Raw genomic sequence first — 16,857 nt, 5'->3', positions numbered from 1 at the left:
AAAATTCCCGCCTAAATACGGGTTCAGTGGAATTTCCAGCCATGTTCACCTATCAATGGAACAAATGCAACTCCCCCCAGGTTCCTGGACCTGTAATCCCCAGAGGAGAGCCTCTCAACAAGAACAAGTTCCTGGTAGAATTTATCAGAACCAACAGGTATTAAAAGTTTTCCCCCAACCTCCAGTTGCTCCCTGAGGGGGTCTGGTATGTAGGGTGCTGCCGCGGTCACGTATATCCTGCTGTAGGGGGCCTCAGGAGGGTATCCCCTGCTTCCGTCCCCATGTATGACAGTGATGTTATCGTATCCCAGGGCCTCAAGTTTTCGCCTCGCCCTCTCATACAGTGAACGTATCCTTTCAATCGTGTAGAGGTGGCCCTCCCTCCCTATTATCTCTGCTATGACCGCCGCATTGTAACCGCAGCCGGTGCCAACCTCAAGGACCTTCATTCCCCTCTCAAGGTCCAGTAGCTCGGCTATCATGGCGACCATGTGGGGTGCGGATATGGTCTGTCCCTCACCTATCGGAAGGGGCATGTCAAGGTAGGCCCTGTGCCTTTCATCTTCGGGGATGAACTCATCCCTTGGAACCCTCTCCATAGCCCTTCTTACGGACTCAGATTTTATGTAGCCCTTATCTATGAGGTCCTGGACCATTCTAAGTCTTTCATTCATCATTGGACCACTAAAAACGGTTATGTTCGGCCAGATATCACACAATCATGTCTGTGAGGTCATGTCTGAACCTGAGGTTTACAGGATAGCCATAAACCCTCTTAATCCTCCGGGCCGGTACGGAGCCCCTCCTTATCATGCTATCCTCTGTCTTTATGCTCCTGATCTTGAAGACGTGTTCATCTATCTTCATGACATCTCCCACCCTGAATTCAAAGTCCCTGTCCACCTCAACCTTTCTTGAGTAGACCTCACCATGGAGGTCCACGGATATACCAACACGGGCGGGAGCCTCGAGTGAAACAGCCCAGAGAGTCTTAACATCGGCGGCAGTGGCTTTATCAACCCTCTTGCCACTCTTAAGTTCCAGTGATGTTATTTCAACGAGTTTTCCTGATACGGTGATTGCATCGCCTGTTGATACCTCCTCATGGGGGTATAGATCCACCTCATCCCTGTAGGAGCTTCCATGCTCACTTATTATTATCCTGTGGCTTTCGGGCTTTTCAATCACAAGGCTATCCCTGAAGACCGTCCCGCATTCCTCACATTCAAGTACAAGGTGCTTGACCTTCCTTGATCTGGACTCATCTGTTCTGCTCTTTAAAACCCTGAATGCCTTTGACCCGCAAATCGGACACTGCATCTATTACCCCTCATACACTTTCCTGTGAATTTAAATGTTTCTCTATCCCGAACCTTCTTTCAGCGTCCTGATGTAGTGGTTTACAAGGCCGCCGTCCTGCAGTATCGATAACATGTAGTCGTTGAAGGGCTTCATCTCATATCTCTTTCCAGAGGTGAGGTTCTCAATGAAACCACCCTTGAGATCAACAGAGATTTCATCCCCGTCCGCCGCATCCACACGAGCCATTATAACGGGAAACCCTATGTTTATGGCGTTCCTGTAGAATATCCTGGCAAAGGATTCTGCAATGATCGCGGCGACACCTGCATGTTTAAGGGCTACCGGGGCCTGTTCCCTCGACGATCCGCATCCGAAGTTGCGCCCGGCCACTATTATGTCGCCCCTCTTAACCTCAGAGGCAAACTCTGGCCTTGCACCCTCCATTACATGGGATGCGAGTTCATCAAGGCTGAAGGTCCGCAGGTAACGACCTGGTATGATCATGTCAGTATCTATGTTATCACCGAATCTCCATACTCTTCCCCTTATAACTTCTTCCATCCATATTCCCTCCTGCACTCAGGATCTGATCACAGAGGCCCCCCTGTTGCGGCCGCCTGTTACAAAGGCCTGCCCGGAATCCATTATCTCCAGAACCGCATCCACCATATCATCAGCTTTCCCATCTGTGACCGCGTATACTGCAGGACCAAATGAACTCATGCCCGCCCCTGCAGCCCCTGCAGACAACATAGCATCTATTAATCTGTCAATCAGTGGGTCCTGAAGATCCCTTTCAACCTTCTTGAATCCTATCTTCTGTATTTCATTAACAGATTCCCCAAAGGCCTCAATGTCCCCTTCAATGACTGAGGGCATCATCTTCATGAGAATTATGTGTGATAGCCTTTCAACCTCCCTGAGGGGGATGGGGCAGTATTCCTGGAATATGTTAACCTCCTTTTTCCCTGAAACGGATCTCTCAATGTGGGGTATGGCAACCACGATATTCCAGCCCTCAGGAAAATCATATCTTGCAATAACCGGTGGTGGAGAGGCATGTGAGGCAGATGACGGCAGGAAGTCAGACTTTTCACGGGTGTTGTGTCCTGCATCCACTATGAATCCTCCCTTTTCAAAGGAGGCGACACCTATACCTGATGTTCCACCCCTACCAACAATCGCTGCCAGTTCCCTTGCCCTTATACTGACGCCGTGGTACTCTGCGATGAGCTTTGCGGCTGCAAGGGATATCTGGGTCCCTGAACCAAGGCCTGAGTGGGCCGGGAACATGCTTTCAACCTTGAAGGCGAATTTTTCATCACTGCCAATGTAACTGAGGGTTTTCTCTGCAGCCGCTGTTATCTTTGAAACGTATTCCTCCCTGAGTGAGCTATCCACTTCACCAGTGAACTCCACAGTGATTTCATCTGAGGCCTTGAGGCCCATAATGAGTTCAGGCTCCCTGAGGGTGATTCCCACCCCTCCATCGAGGCGGCCCCTCCTCCCATTGAGGTCTATGAGGGTGAGGTGTAACCGGGACGGTGTGTTGATGATCAATTCAATTACCACTCCTTCGATTATCCTTTTAGAGGTTTTGAGAACTGCTTTTCAACCTCTGCCCTGTGTATTGAGTTCATGGTACAGAATGGGACTATGCGCCCATCAGGCAGGGCGTAGTGTATGACGCACCTTCTAACCCTCTCAATATCAAAGTTCCATGGGTCCATGAAGTGCATGCATGATACCAGGAGGGTGTTGTAGTGGAATTCCCCAAGGGCACTGTATGATCTCTCCCTGAATACTGATGTTAGTATGCTCTTTATATCAACAGACTCCGGCGCCTTTGATTTGTCGAGGGTTTTTGGAAGTTCTATTGTTGATTTTGCTATCAATTTGGCCTTTGCTGCTATTCCGCCCTTCTCAAGTTCCTTCCTGCCCTTATCGAGTATCTCAAAGAACCTGTCAACATCGATGAACCTTGTTATTGGGATTATTTTTCCGTCCTCTATGAATATGTATGTGGCTGTACCGCAGTGCTGGTGGCATGTGAATGTAACCTGGGGTTCGCCCTCAATGGCCGCAACGAAGTCGGATATTGGGCGGACAGATGATGCCGGGTAGAAGTCGTCCACCGCTATCTCTGAACCTGTCTGTTCCTCCACGAGTTTCTGGAAGTCGGGTATTGTTATGCGCTGCTCCTCAACCCTATCTGCAGGGGTTCTTCCTGCAAAGGACACCGGCTGGAAGTTAACGCCCCTTATTATATCGATGTTTTCAATGGCAAACCTTATTATGTCCCCCACCTGGCTGTCGTTGAGGCCCCTGACGAGTGTGGGGACAAGTACTATTCCAAGACCTGCCTTTCTGCAGTTTTCTATTGCCTGTAATTTCAGTGGCAGCAGATTTTTACCCCTTGATACAAGGTAGGGTTCCTCTGTGACCCCATCGAACTGGAGGTAAACTGTGTTGAGCCCTGCCTCCCTGAGTTCCGCTGCGAGTTCAGGTTTCCGCGCAAGTCTCACGCCATTTGTGGCTATCTGGACATGGGTGAAGCCCTCCTCCCTTGCGAGTTTAACGAGCTCCACTATATCCTTCCTCACAGTGGGCTCACCACCCGCGTACTGAATGGCTGGGGTGGGTACGGGTCTGTTTCTGCGGAGATTTCTTAGCATCTCCCTTATCTCTTCATAGGTAGGCTCATAAAGGTACTTTGAAACGGCAGCATTGGCAAAACAGATGGGACATTTAAGATTGCATCGATTAGTAACATCAATAAGACCAAGAACAGTGTGGCTCTCATGTTCAGGACAGAGGCCACAGTCAAGTGGGCATCCCTTGAGGGGATCCGTCTGCGGGTTCAGTAGCCCCTCACCTTCCTCATCATAATTTTCTGCCTTATGGTAGACCTCGGAATTGCTCCAGTAAACACCCTCAAAGTTTCCGTGCTCCGGGCATTCCTTCCTTATTAGAACCCTGCCCTCGTCCTCAAAGACCTCTGCATCGACGGGTCTGAGGCACTCAGGGCAGAGACTCCTTGTTCTCTTTATTACCACAACAGTCACCTGTTTAATTTGAATATTAAAATCATTGAATCAGTTCACTGGCAAATGTTATATACTTGATGTATGAAATTACAAACCCATGCATCCTCTTCTTGGAGCCTGAACTGACAGTTCTTGCAGTATCTCAAATTAAATAATTTTGCGAGGTGTACACGTGAATACCGATATTATCAATATTATAGATGTTCTCTATGTAATATACTTTATGTTACCTGCCTACATGGCAAATATAAGTGGTCTCGTATTTGGTGGGGGCAGACCCCTTGACATGGGCATCACCCTCCGTGATGGCAGGCGCCTCATAGGGGACGGGGTAACCTGGCGGGGCACTGCTGCAGGTACCCTTATTGGACTGCTTGTGGGATTAATTCAGGGTCTTCTTTCAGGTTCAGTTATAACAGGAGTAATAACAGGACTTTTACTTGGATTCGGAGCCCTTATGGGAGATGCAGCGGGTAGTTTCATAAAAAGAAGGCTTAAAATAGATAGGGGTAGGCCTGCGCCCATTCTTGATCAGCTTGACTTCGTTGCCGGGGCCCTGATACTGGTATCTCCCATGAGGGTACTGCCAGTTGATTACATCATCCTGATAATGCTTATCACCCTGGTCCTTCATCTCTCAGCAAACATCATAGCATACCTCATCGGTATGAAGGATGTCTGGTACTGATAGGGAACAGACGATCCCCTAAAAAAGTTTAAGGGTCATGAAAGAATAACCCCCACCATTTAATTACGATAGAAATTACGATAAAACAGAACTGCTGGCCCTCAAAAGTTTAAGGGTCATGAAAAATACCTCATATGCTGATGACCACTCAGGGACCTCATAGACAAGTGTGGGGTAACCTGCGGCAGCAAGTGGTCTTGAGAAGAGTCTTGCAGATGAACTCCTGTACCTTGCTTTTCCTGAGACCGGGTAGTAATTGAAACCTTCCTTCCTGAGGCTTTCAGCGATTTGCACTGAGGGTTCATCCATCTGTGGTGTTGCAACATAGAATCCCTCACCATAACCCGGTGCATGGGCATGGGCGATTATCACAAGGTCATAATCAGATTTCATTACATCTGGGAGGATGTAGGTGGCTGCAAGGCCCTCACCATTGGCTCTGCCCTTGCTGTAATCCATTGGACTGTCCTCAACATTTATACTGTAAAGTGCAACCTCCACAGGGAGAAGTGCGAATGCCCTGCTGGCCCACTGGACTGGTGCAACTGAAACCTCCTCCCGTGGATGTATCCCTGTTACAACGGCTATCTTTATGTTCTGCTTCCCGTAATGTGCATAGACATCCTTTGTAACATATCCCCTGGAATCCGAGCCGATGGTTGAATGGTCAGATAGGTTCATGATTACAAGGGGGGTTACAATCAGGAGGAGGATCCCGGCAATTAAAATCCTTGATTTCAACTCGACCATCCATCTATCTGTTCTGGAGGTAATCCTCCATCAGGAGTGCTGTGCCAACTGCAGGGGCCACCACACACTCCTCCTCTGTCAGGAATTCGTCCATGGTTCTGCATTTGAGGTCAAGAATTTCCGCGGCCCTTTTTGCAAGAACATTCATTCCAAGGCCAGTGGCGATCACCTCATCAAGGTTCTCGCGCTCTGAAACCTCTGCGATTCCCTCTGCTATCTTGAGTATCTGCTGGTGGTAGATGTACTCTGACACCTCAAGTATATCCTCTGGTTCAAGGAGTTCCAGGTCGGCGCATAGGACGCGGGCTATCCTGAGCATGCAATCTTCAATGGATCTCCCTGAACCATCAGGTGTGCTGCAGGTGTAGTCGGATTCCCTGATATTGCCGAGTACCCTGTGAACATCGGCCGTTATTGCAAAAAGTTCAGATGAAACCCTGAACCATTTATCATGCAGGGGGACCCTGTCGACTATCGTTGCCACATTGGTTCTCAGTGTACCCGTGTAGACAAGTTCACCAGTTGATAGTCTTTCGAGGTCATTCCTTCCCCTTGCAGCCTCGAATCCGTCCTTGACGGGTATTATGTCTGTTGTTGTGCTTCCCACGTCCACCATTATGCAGTCGCTGCTCATTGCAGAGGCTATCTGTGAGGTGGCAACCCAGTTGGCTGCAGCCACATCCATGGGGTCCCTGACCGCCTCGGAGGCATCCACCATACCCGAGAGGCTCACGTATGCCACTGGAACATCAAATGCGCTCTGGACACTTTCAACTATGTCGATAACTCCCTCTGCCTTGCTTGGGTAGGCGTCCACCAGTTCCGCTGTCATGCACACGCCAACGCCATCAAGATCATCAAGATCATCCCCTGTAAGCTCAATCAGGGTCTCTGAAAGTTCATCACGTTTAAGCCACATGGGGAGGTACCTGAAGTCCACACGGACTTTCTTCATTTCACCATCGGCTCCAAACTCTATTAATGCCATGTCAGTGTTTGCTCCTCCAATATCAAATCCTGCGATCTTCATCAAGGTCAACTCCATACTCTTAATTCCCGGCTTCAGCTCCCCTGCGGATATCCACAACCATGCCGCTGGAACCTTTTCTGAAGTGTGCTGTTCCATTGAATTTAACACACTCTGGAAGTTCACCCATAACAGATTGAAGGACCATATGGCCCAGGTTTCCCTCTGAAATCCTTCTGAGTCCTATGTAGGGTGTCGTGATCCTGGAGTTTATTTCAACAACATATGGTTTATCTGCAAGTATCATGTCCACACCAACATAGCCCCTCAAACCCTTAATGGATTCCACAGCCCTTCTGGCAACCCTGAAGGCCTCATCCCTCATCCTGTGATCCACAGGGGTGACGCCCCCATTATACTCCAGTGAATCCCCCCTTATGAGGATATTCTGCCTGTTGAGGCTCAGTGGAAGTGCTCTTCTTCCATCAGAGAGCAGGCTCACGCTGACGCTCTCACCCTCAACAAATTCCTGTATTATCATATTCTCAGGGATTTCATGGAGGTTCTCCGGCTCAAGTATCCTTATACCCTGGCAGGCAACACCGTCTGCGGGTTTTATGAGAACCCTTGATGGTAGTTCTTCAAGATCATCCCGTTCATAGGTCCTTATGAGGGGAACCACGCCCCTGAGGGCCCTGTAGGTCATCCTCTTATCTGAGCATATGCGGACCGCCTCACTGCCTGAGCCGATAAGAAGTACTCCTGAGTCCTCAACCAGTTCTGTGAGTTTATAGAGTTCCATATCCTCCTCTGCTGCGATGAATATGCAGGCGTCAAATCTATGAAGGTTTGCTCTGAGCCATTTCCTGAGGGAACCTGTGATGATTGTTGGCCTGCAGTTGGACTGGATTTCAATATCAGCGAACTTCTCAGAGAGAAGAAAGTCAATTTCAAGGTTACTGAAGTCAGCAAGAAGAGCCTCAAGCATTGAACGGCCCTCAAGGAATATCTCGGGGTCTTCAATCCCTGAGGCAGTTGCATATTCAAATATTAGAAGTTTCAAGGGCGCCCCACACCCCGGAATACTATGCCATGTTCTCTGAATTCTTCAGGATCCAGAACAGGTCTGGTGCAGATGAATATCCCACCCACTATCATCTCAGGGGTTATTTCAAGATATTCAGAATGATCCGTCATGAGAACCACACAGTCAGATTCAAGTGCCTCCTCAAGTGAGACAGGTTCAACACCCATTTCCTTTATCAGCACCGGGTCAACATGGGGGTCGTTGACAACGACCTCAGCACCCTCGGATATGAGTGCTGCCACAAGGGGCCTTGTTGGTGTCTCCCTTGCATCTGCAACATCACCCTTGTAGGCCACGCCAAGAACACCCACCCGTGACCCTTTAAGGTCCCGGCCAGCTGATTCAAGTGCATCCCTTATGATGTCAAGGACATGGAATGGCATGGATTCATTGACCTCCCTGGCCGTCCTTATGAGTCTTGCTGGTACACCATGTTTCTCTGCCATCTCAACTATGAAGTAGGGGTCTATTGAGAGGCAGTGGCCCCCAACACCGGGTCCTGGGGTGTGGAGGTTCACCCGGGGGTGGTGGTTTGCTGCCTCTATGGCCTTTATGGCGTCTATGCCGAGTGACTCACATATCACTGCAAGTTCATTGGCGAGGGCTATGTTGGTATCCCTGTAGGTGTTCTCCATGAGCTTAACCATTTCTGCTGTTATGATGTCATCCACAACTATTACCTCGCCCCTTGTGACCTTACCGTAAAGTTGAGCGGCCATATCTGCACTTTTCCCATCGATACCCCCTATGACCCTTGCGTTGTTCTGCATCTCATGGAGTGTGTTGTTTGGAAGGGCCCTTTCAGGTGTGTATGCAAGCCCAAAGTCCCTTGATGCGCGTAAACCTGTTTTTTCAAGTATCGGAAGCACCACGTTCTCGCATGCCCCCGGAGGTACGGTGCTCTCTATAATCACAAGGTCGCCCTTCTTAAGACCCTCTGAGATGGTCTCTGTCGCTGATATGACAGCAGAAAGGTCAGACGTGTTGTCGCTGTTAACAGGTGTCGGTACCACCACAACCATCACGTTTGATTCCTCTGCAGCGCTAACACCATCGACGGTTGCCCTCAGTTTACCTTTCCCAACAACCTCAGCAACGAGTTCATCAAGACCCGGTTCAGGGACAGGTGATTTTCCTATGTTGACCTTTTCCACCGTTTCTGTGCTTATGTCAACCCCTGTAACATCAAATCCTGCCCTGGCAAAAAGTGCTGCTGTGGGAAGGCCTATGTGTCCAAGGCCAAATACTGCTATCCTGTAATCGTCCATGTCAATTCCTCCATCACCTGTACTCAATCAAAACATCCTTATCCTTCAGGTTAAGTGTATGGGAAGGAAAAACCGGTTCTCCTCCAGCATAAACCATCCTTATAACTGCATCATTCCCTTCAGCGAATTCAGCCACCGTGATATTCTCATCCACATGTATAAGCCTTCTCGATGGTGCTTCCATGACCTCAGCGGGTGGTTTCATTGTGAGCCTGCCCTCCATGTGTAGCCGAAGGGTCTCATCCAGTATCCTCTCTGATGCATGGCCGTCACCGTAGGGGTTCTCTGCCATCATCATCCCCCTTCTGAAATGAGGGTCCTCAAGGAGTCTTCTTGCCGTTGTGGTTATCCTGTTCTTATCAGCACCTACAAGTATGTTACCCCCAGCCTCAACAGTTTCCGGGCGTTCAGTATTGTATCGCAGGGTTAAACAGGGTACATTGAATGTTATGGCCTCCTCCTGGAGTCCTCCGGAGTCAGTGAGTACTATGAACGAGTTTGAAAGTAGAAGAAGGAAATCAAGATAGCCCATTGGCTTCTTTAATGTGACATGATCCGCCTCGAGCAGTCTGTTATAGAGTCCAGATTTTTCCAGGTTCTTCCTCGTCCTTGGATGAACCGGGAAGACTATCCTGAATTCATCAAGCTCAAGTATGGCCTCCACTATTGATCTGAGCCTTTCAGGGTTATCCACATTTTCTGCGCGGTGAAGAGTCAGCGCAACAAGTTTTTCATCCCCCTGAAACTCTGAGAGGATATCTGATTTCTTTGATGCTATCTCAATATTCCTTAGGCAGGCGTCAACAACCGTGTTTCCGGTTACAAATACTGTCTCTGGATCGGCACCCTCCATGAGGAGGTTAATGGCAGATTCCTCAGTGGGTACATAGTAGAGTTTTGAGCAGACATCTGCCACCATCCGGTTTATTTCCTCCGGCATGGTCCTGTCAAATGATCGGAGGCCCGCCTCCACGTGTCCAACGGGTATGTGGAGCTTCACTGCCGCAAGGGCCCCTGCAAGGACAGCGTTTGTGTCCCCCTGTACCATCACGATATCGGGTTCCTCCCTCATGAGGACATCCTCTATACCCCTTAGCATCTCTGCAGTCATGGCCCCATGGCTCCCTGAACCTGCACCTATATTGTAGTCCGGTGACGGGAGTTCCAGGTCAATGAAGAACTGATCTGACATTTCATGGTCGTAGTGCTGACCTGTGTGTATGAGTGTGAAGTCAAGGTTGCGCCTTTCTATCTCATCTATGACCGGGGCCATCTTTATTATCTCTGGCCGCGTTCCCAAAACAACTGCAATCTTCATTTTAACCACTTGAAAAGTCTCATTAATGATTTCTTCTTCTCTGAGCCCTGTATTCAGTTATTACCCTCAGAAGCTCCTCTTCTTCTCTTTTCTTTCTCTTTTCATTTAATCTGTGTTTCCATTTTTTAATTTCTCTATTTAAATCTTGAGTTTTAACTGAGCCGAAATCATCATGTATCTGAATATCAAGGGATTCCCTGGATATGACGGGCACTTCGGCCTCCTCGAAAACCTCAAGGGCCTGGTGGGACATTCTGTCCTCTGTTATAATGGCACAGGGTTTCAGGTCCCTTAATATCCTTGCGGTCTGTGAGCCCCCGCCCTCGGAACTTCTGAGTAGAAGCACGTCACCCCTCTTTATCTTCCACCGGGAACATGCGCTCCTTATACCCTCCCTTGTGAAGCTATCAATTATCTTCACAGGTGATGTGTTTTCCGATGACTCCATGTCCTTTATCTGAAGCAGTGCGTCAAGATCCCTCTCAAGGGATTCCCTGCGTTCCCGCTCCCTCGTGTATTTCCTCTGAAGCTTTTCAATGACCTTGAGTTTATGTGATAACTCCCGGTTGAGTAAAAGGTCCCTTGAATATTCATACTGTAACCTTTCAAGCTTTGACTCCAGCTTTGACTTCTCCTTCTCGAGTTTCCTTATCCTTTCCTTAAGGGACCTCCCCTCCCTTTTGAGTTTTTCAATTGTCAACCGCTGGTGCCTTATAGTTGAACGCTGAGTCCTTATGGTCCTCCTGAGTTTTTCAACGTCTCCGTGGGATTCTTCATCAGCAGCTGAAAATTTGGAGGTTTCTATCTCAGAACCCCCCTCCATAGGTCCAGAAGAGATTTTATCTACCTCTTCCAGTTCTTTAAGTGATCTTATTGCTTCTGCAACTGGTTTTCCCATTATAACCAGGCCCTTGACCTCAAGGGTTTCCCCTGCTGTGAGGCCAGTACCCTCAACCTTCCTATCGATCTGTCTCAGTTTCTTTTCATAATGCCTGTAGGCCCTCAAAGCCGCTGCAAGGGCGTCCCTTTCATGGGAGTTTTCCGGTGCATTCTCAGATTCCCTTAGAAATTCTGATACCAGTTCATTCTTGAATGATACCGTTAAAACCTTCTCCGGAGTATATAATTTAGCGTTGAGCATTGAAGCGATCCTTTTAACCGCTCCGGGAGGGGGGTATACGTCCGATGCGACAACTACGGGTTTTCCATATTCTATTATCTCCTCTATTATGCTGGACCTTGAGGCCTCCTTCATGCTTCCAAGGTAGAGAAGTCTCCCCTCCAGGTCTAGGACTGCCAGGCCAACCGTGAGGCCAGGATCAACACCAACTATCGTTAGGGGTTTCGCAGCACCCCTATCAGGATTTCTATTCTGCTGCAGATTATGATCCTCCAGAATTATCGCTTCCCTGGTTACTATATTTATAATAAATTATTTAGAGTTTTGGATAAACCAGAGGGGAACTCAGTCAGAGTCGCGTATATGTTTCAGGGAATCTCCCATGACTCTCCTGACCATTGACATGTCACGGTACCTCCGGAATTCCTCTTCAAGAAGGGATCTGAAACGTTCAATGGCATATTCATCATGCCTGAGTTTTATCTTAACCCCATATTTGAGGTCCATGAGGATGAGGTTCTCAGGGGGCGCCGGGTCTATGAAAACCCTTTCGTCTGTATCCAGAAGTTTTGCAACATCCTCTGGAGATAGTTCCCCCTCTGAAACCAGTAGGAGGACTCTCACCATTTTGCGTACCATCTGCCAGAGGAAGCTTTCACCGTAGACGTCCACCAGGATGGAGTTCTCATCTTCTGATACCCTGACATCATTTATTTTTCTTATGGGATTCCTGTCCCTCCTCCTCGAGAAGTTGCTGAAGTCGTGGGTGCCTCTGAAGTGTTCAGCTGCCTCGGCCATTGCATCAGTGTCCATGGACTCCCCCCTGTGTAGAATGTAGCGGTAGTGTCTCTCAAGGGGGTAGCGCACCTTGAATGGGTACATTACAGATGCCCAGGCAAGGACCTTTATGTCAGGGGGGAGGAGGTCGTTTATCTGGTTCACATGGATCTCCTCTTCTGTGAAGAAGCTCACAAAATTCCCCAGTGCATGGACACCCCTGTCAGTCCTGCCCGCTATCTGGAAGCGGGACTCTCCAGGACTCCTGATTACGCCAGCCTCCTTCAGAGCATCAAGGAGTTTTCCCTCCACAGTGGGGACATCAGGCTGTCTCTGAAACCCGTGATAGTTGGTACCGATATATGCAACCTTAAGTGCTATCTTCTTCATATTAGATCCCCCTGAACAATGTTACAGAGCAATGGATGCTTTAATTCGTTATTGATGAACATCTGACTACTAAGCATAACTCCGGAAATAACCATACGCTACTTTTATAATCTGCGTCAGCGATATCTGAACCGACATCATGCCATGTTTTATATGTGATCTGCAAGTTATATTTTGATGATTCACTCACTCTGGGGTGCAGGTATGCGAAAGGTCTGGGGTTATCTAAGTATCATAACTGCAACGGTTTTCTTTGGTATGTCAGCAACCCTTGACAAGATAATGTTATCTGAGATGCACCCCATAACCATCGGGGCCTACACATACCTAATTGCAGGCATTTTTCTTTTCATGGTGAGGCAGTCACCCCTCAAGGAGAACATACTTGACATGATCAACAGAACAGATGAGATAGAGAGCAGAATAACCGGAAGGGATTACCTTTTACTCCTGCTCACAGCACTCCTAAGCACGGTTATTGCACCTGTACTTTTCCTTACTGGTCTTGGTGAGACAACAGCAGTTAACGCATCCCTCCTTTTAAACATTGAGGTTCTCTTCATCATAATCCTCGGCTACCTGATTTTCAGGGAGACGCTCAAATTTAAGGACTTCCTTGGAATAATGCTTCTCGTAGTTGGAGCCGCCTACCTCGTCAGTGATGGTGAGTTTCAGAGTCTCTTCAACAATGTGGCGGTGAGCGGTAACCTCCTTGTTATCTCAGCGGCCTTCTTCTGGAGCCTTGACACAGTTCTAAGTAAATTTTTAAGCAAAAAAAGGGACCTCATCCTTCTTTCAGGTATCAAAAGTTCTGTGGGGGGCTTTCTGCTCCTGATTATCATGCTGATTCTCGGTTTGGGCACAGTTCTCCCGCCTGAAATGCTCCCCTATGCACTCATGGTTTCGATTTTCAGTATAGGCTGCTCCTTCATCCTCATCTACATTGCAGTAAGGGAGATAGGCGCGGCGATGGTGGGGTCCCTGTTCCCTCTATCGTCACTCTTTGGAGCCATATTTGCGTTTTTAATCCTGAATGAACCCTTTTCAGCCATGCAGGTGGTTTCTGGAATTGTGATGCTCACTGGGGTTATAATTCTCTACTGGAACGGCATGAAAAAATAGTTCAAGCTTGGAGCTCAATCTCCACTGAAACAGTTGATCAGATTCTGGCCCTCACATCAAACTGGCAGAAGGAGTAGCCATTGGTCCAGCAGCGCCTCTCATATGCATCAACCCTTCCCCCAAGTATCTCAGAGAGGGCCCCTGCTATTATGCCTGCCTCAAAGAAGCAGATGGGGCGTCCAATATTTGGAAGGCCCGAGCACTCGATACACTCATAGACCCTTATGTCCATCGTGAGGTGCCTTCCGTCCCCCTCTTCAGATATCACGTCAAGTATCCCGAGTTTATGCTCCAGCATTAACTCCCCCAGTGATCGGGTATCATCTGCAAGGCCCTCCTTTATAAGCGCCCTTCCAAGGTTCATGCCCCCAATGTATGAGACACCTGCAGCTGACCCGGCGATTATATCAGGGATATTGAAGTGGCCAAGCCGGAAGCTGGATACATACTTGTCGTCCTCTTTGAAAGCTGAAAAATACCTTCTACCTGGATTCAGAAGGTCTCTGAACTCTATCTTTTCCTTGAGGGGACCCCTTGGACCCATAAGAGTTCCATTTCCTGTTTCAGATTTGATTTCATTGTCTGTGATCTTTCTGTATTTCCCTGATGAGGGCCCTTAAACCGGTCATTGCAAACACCTATTATGTCTTAATATATGTGGGTGAAATTCTTAAATATTTTCAGTGAAAAGTGGGTATCATATGGGGAAGATAATTATTGCAAGGGGTTTCTCAGAGGCCCATTTAAACATAGATTAACTTTAAAGTGATAATATGACCTTCAGAAAGGATAGAATGCTCATAATTCCAGCTGTTGATATAAGAAACGGTAAATGCGTCCAGCTTGTGCAGGGAAAACCTGGCACCGAGCAGGTTGTGATTGATGACCCTGCCGGTGTGGCAGAGAGATGGGAATCCCTGGGGGCTGAGACCATCCATGTGGTTGACCTTGACGGTGCCCTGGGTTCAGAGAGGAATACCGATATCCTTAAAGAAATCACAGAAAGGGTCTCTGTACCACTCCAGATAGGTGGGGGAATAAGAAGTAAGGGATATGCCTCTGAACTCCTGGAGATGGGCTTTGAGAGGATAATACTCGGCACCATGGCCATCGAAAACCCTGAGGTTATAGGGGATCTCTCAGGGGAATACGGTTCAGACCGTATAATGGTCTCACTCGATAGCAGAAACTCAAAGGTGGTGATAAGGGGATGGACAGAGAATATAGAACATACAGCAGTGGAAATGGGTAGAAAACTCCAGGAGAAAGGGGCTGGAAGTATACTCTTTACAAATGTGGACTTTGAGGGCCTTCTATCCGGATTTGATCCAGAACCTGTGATTGAGCTTGTGAATGCCGTTGATGTCCCCGTTGTTTACTCAGGGGGTGTTAGCAGCATTCAGGACATTGATAAGCTCCAGAAAACAGGTGCCGCAGGTGTTGTTATTGGTTCAGCGATTTATAAGGGTAAAATAGACTTCAGGGAGGCCTTAAAATATCAGAAACTGAAATGAACGGATCCGTTGATGAGCGAACTGAAATTAAAACCGTCATGGCCACAGGCACATTTGACATAATCCACCCGGGACACGGATTTTTCCTTGAGGAGGCAAAGAAACTTGGGGGAGAAAACGCCAGACTGGTGGTTGTACTTGCGAGGGACTCCACGGTAAGGGCGCGTAAGAGGACGCCCATCATAGGTGAAAGGCAGAGACTTGAAGTTGTAAGGATGCTCAAACCCGTTGATGATGCCTACCTTGGAAGTGAAACCGATATGTTTGAGATAGTTCACAGGTTGAAGCCTGATATAATCGCCATAGGCCCAGATCAGAAGTTCGATATCGATGAACTGAGGGATGAACTCAGAAGAAGGGGCCTTGAGTGTGAGGTTAAAAGGGTGGGCAAATACAGAAGATCCGAACTTGACAGTACCTGTAAGATAATAAAAAAGATACGGAAGATGGAATTTGATGAGAACGCCCTGAAAAACTGTTAAAAAAATAAAAAATTGGATATTTGAGATTCTAGAATGGTAATTCGGCGTAAACACCTTTTATGAATGCGCTGGAGGTGTCCCAGTTTTTTATTGTGCCAAGCGTGTTTGAGAAGCTTGTTGCGTCTGCGTCATACCATTTTCCGTTGATATATAACTGTCCCCAGACGTGTCCATAGGTGTTTCCGCTTCTAAATACGCATTTACCATGCATGTACCTTGCTGGTATGTTTGCAGCCCTTGCAAGAGCAACCAGAAGATGTGTGTGGTCACAGCAGTTGGCTGACCTTTTGTGGAGTGTCTCAACCGCACCGTTTTTTGTGTTGTAGTAGAAGCTGTAGTCTATATTATCCCTGACCCAGTTGAATATGCGGACAGCTTTCTCATAGGTTGAAGTGCATCCTGCAGTCAGGTTAGAACTTAGAGAAGAAATTTCAGGATCCGAAACCTGGCAGTTTTCTGTTTCCCTGAGGTAATCGCCCATCTCAGCATACCCGATCCGAGTAACCTTTCTGTAGCGTGTCTCTGTAACCCATCTGTAGGTTTTACGGTACTTGGTCACATAGGTGTAGCTGTAGACGTACCTCACCCTGTACTTTCCCTTCCTGTAGTAGTACCTCTTTATGGGTGTCTTAACCTTCACTGTGTAGGGTTTCATATAGGAAACCTTCACCCTCACAGTATACGGGACATACTCGTGGTAGGTGTAACTCACTGTTGTTGATGGAGATACCTTTGTGTACGCAGAGGTACTGGCTGCTGTGCTGTTAACCGTTGCATTGGATGTTACATTTGAATCAGCTGCACTCACATACCCCGCAGGCAACACTGCCACCCCGAGAAGTAGCAGCACTGCAAATATCGAGTGACGCTTAATTTTACCGCCTCCATTGTGGGGGTAACTTCTCCCCCGTGGACATTCAAGAATTCTATGCCACTCCATTTATAAGTTTTTGGTCCATTTAAGCAGAATACAACCTTATTTAAATGCATTCCACCAAACTACTAATAAATTAGCAAAGGTGATT

General features: G+C 47.9%; 18 protein-coding genes. 4 read left to right on the top strand and 14 right to left on the bottom strand.

Annotated features, from left to right (window positions below):
- Window positions 1-23: 23 nt before the first annotated feature.
- The 5 genes from FVF72_RS07405 to tes are packed head-to-tail and all read right to left on the bottom strand — an operon-like array spanning window position 24 to window position 4,358.
- Window positions 24-677: a protein-L-isoaspartate O-methyltransferase gene (locus tag FVF72_RS07405; protein ID WP_147671726.1), complete on the bottom strand. Its 654-nt coding sequence runs from the start codon at window positions 675-677 to the stop codon at window positions 24-26.
- A gap of 34 nt (window positions 678-711) precedes the next feature.
- Complete coding sequence (locus FVF72_RS07400; protein ID WP_147671725.1) at window positions 712-1,320, bottom strand: HVO_0476 family zinc finger protein; 609 nt, start codon at window positions 1,318-1,320, stop codon at window positions 712-714.
- Between the two features lie 42 nt (window positions 1,321-1,362).
- Window positions 1,363-1,863: a homoaconitase small subunit gene (gene hacB, locus FVF72_RS07395; RefSeq protein WP_147671724.1), complete on the bottom strand. Its 501-nt coding sequence runs from the start codon at window positions 1,861-1,863 to the stop codon at window positions 1,363-1,365.
- 18 nt (window positions 1,864-1,881) lie between these two features.
- The gene (locus FVF72_RS07390; protein ID WP_147671723.1) at window positions 1,882-2,862 is read right to left on the bottom strand and encodes a beta-ribofuranosylaminobenzene 5'-phosphate synthase; all 981 of its coding nucleotides are present in this window, start codon (window positions 2,860-2,862) and stop codon (window positions 1,882-1,884) included.
- A gap of 20 nt (window positions 2,863-2,882) precedes the next feature.
- Window positions 2,883-4,358 (bottom strand): tetraether lipid synthase Tes, encoded by a 1,476-nt coding sequence (gene tes, locus FVF72_RS07385; RefSeq protein ID WP_147671722.1) that lies wholly within the window; start codon window positions 4,356-4,358, stop codon window positions 2,883-2,885.
- A 163-nt stretch (window positions 4,359-4,521) separates the two neighbouring features.
- Here tes and FVF72_RS07380 point away from each other — a divergent pair, with 163 nt between their 5' ends.
- On the top strand, window positions 4,522-5,037 hold the full coding sequence (locus FVF72_RS07380) for a CDP-2,3-bis-(O-geranylgeranyl)-sn-glycerol synthase (protein ID WP_147671721.1): 516 nt from the start codon (window positions 4,522-4,524) through the stop codon (window positions 5,035-5,037).
- Window positions 5,038-5,112: 75 nt separating this feature from the next.
- On the opposite strand, the gene FVF72_RS07375 is transcribed toward FVF72_RS07380, so the two are convergent.
- From FVF72_RS07375 to truA, 7 genes are all read right to left on the bottom strand, one after another.
- Window positions 5,113-5,787 (bottom strand): hypothetical protein, encoded by a 675-nt coding sequence (locus tag FVF72_RS07375; RefSeq protein WP_255503688.1) that lies wholly within the window; start codon window positions 5,785-5,787, stop codon window positions 5,113-5,115.
- A gap of 4 nt (window positions 5,788-5,791) precedes the next feature.
- Entirely contained in the window at window positions 5,792-6,817 is a 1,026-nt protein-coding gene (locus FVF72_RS07370) for a hydantoinase/oxoprolinase family protein (protein ID WP_147671720.1), read from the bottom strand.
- 19 nt (window positions 6,818-6,836) lie between these two features.
- Window positions 6,837-7,817: an ATP-grasp domain-containing protein gene (locus FVF72_RS07365; protein ID WP_147671719.1), complete on the bottom strand. Its 981-nt coding sequence runs from the start codon at window positions 7,815-7,817 to the stop codon at window positions 6,837-6,839.
- Window positions 7,814-9,109, bottom strand: coding sequence for a nucleotide sugar dehydrogenase (locus FVF72_RS07360; protein ID WP_187239676.1), 1,296 nt, complete (start codon window positions 9,107-9,109; stop codon window positions 7,814-7,816). Before FVF72_RS07360 ends, FVF72_RS07365 begins: the two co-directional genes overlap by 4 nt.
- A 13-nt stretch (window positions 9,110-9,122) precedes the next feature.
- Window positions 9,123-10,427, bottom strand: coding sequence for a non-hydrolyzing UDP-N-acetylglucosamine 2-epimerase (wecB, locus tag FVF72_RS07355; protein WP_147671718.1), 1,305 nt, complete (start codon window positions 10,425-10,427; stop codon window positions 9,123-9,125).
- A 22-nt stretch (window positions 10,428-10,449) separates the two neighbouring features.
- Window positions 10,450-11,808, bottom strand: a complete 1,359-nt coding sequence (locus tag FVF72_RS07350) for a DUF460 domain-containing protein (protein ID WP_147671717.1) — start codon at window positions 11,806-11,808, stop codon at window positions 10,450-10,452.
- 84 nt (window positions 11,809-11,892) lie between these two features.
- Entirely contained in the window at window positions 11,893-12,714 is an 822-nt protein-coding gene (gene truA, locus FVF72_RS07345; protein WP_147671716.1) for a tRNA pseudouridine(38-40) synthase TruA, read from the bottom strand.
- 204 nt (window positions 12,715-12,918) lie between these two features.
- Between truA and FVF72_RS07340 the strand changes: the two genes are divergently transcribed.
- The gene (locus tag FVF72_RS07340) at window positions 12,919-13,836 is read left to right on the top strand and encodes a DMT family transporter (RefSeq protein WP_147671715.1); all 918 of its coding nucleotides are present in this window, start codon (window positions 12,919-12,921) and stop codon (window positions 13,834-13,836) included.
- Between the two features lie 37 nt (window positions 13,837-13,873).
- Here FVF72_RS07340 and FVF72_RS07335 read toward each other — a convergent pair whose 3' ends face one another.
- A complete protein-coding gene (locus FVF72_RS07335; RefSeq protein WP_255503687.1) occupies window positions 13,874-14,380 on the bottom strand; it encodes a V4R domain-containing protein in 507 nt (168 codons plus the stop codon).
- A 229-nt stretch (window positions 14,381-14,609) separates the two neighbouring features.
- Between FVF72_RS07335 and hisA the strand changes: the two genes are divergently transcribed.
- Window positions 14,610-15,350, top strand: coding sequence for a 1-(5-phosphoribosyl)-5-[(5-phosphoribosylamino)methylideneamino]imidazole-4-carboxamide isomerase (gene hisA, locus FVF72_RS07330; RefSeq protein ID WP_147671714.1), 741 nt, complete (start codon window positions 14,610-14,612; stop codon window positions 15,348-15,350).
- A gap of 26 nt (window positions 15,351-15,376) precedes the next feature.
- Window positions 15,377-15,832, top strand: coding sequence for an adenylyltransferase/cytidyltransferase family protein (locus tag FVF72_RS07325; RefSeq protein ID WP_187239675.1), 456 nt, complete (start codon window positions 15,377-15,379; stop codon window positions 15,830-15,832).
- 28 nt (window positions 15,833-15,860) lie between these two features.
- Here the strand turns inward: FVF72_RS07325 and FVF72_RS07320 are convergent, their stop codons facing one another.
- Window positions 15,861-16,658, bottom strand: a complete 798-nt coding sequence (locus tag FVF72_RS07320) for a transglutaminase family protein (RefSeq protein ID WP_255503820.1) — start codon at window positions 16,656-16,658, stop codon at window positions 15,861-15,863.
- Window positions 16,659-16,857: the final 199 nt, after the last annotated feature.

The sequence above is a fragment of the Methanothermobacter sp. KEPCO-1 genome (assembly GCF_008033705.1).
Classification (GTDB): domain Archaea; phylum Methanobacteriota; class Methanobacteria; order Methanobacteriales; family Methanothermobacteraceae; genus Methanothermobacter; species Methanothermobacter marburgensis.
Note: the sequence above shows the minus strand (reverse complement) of the source record. Positions and strands in the feature narration are given on the sequence as shown.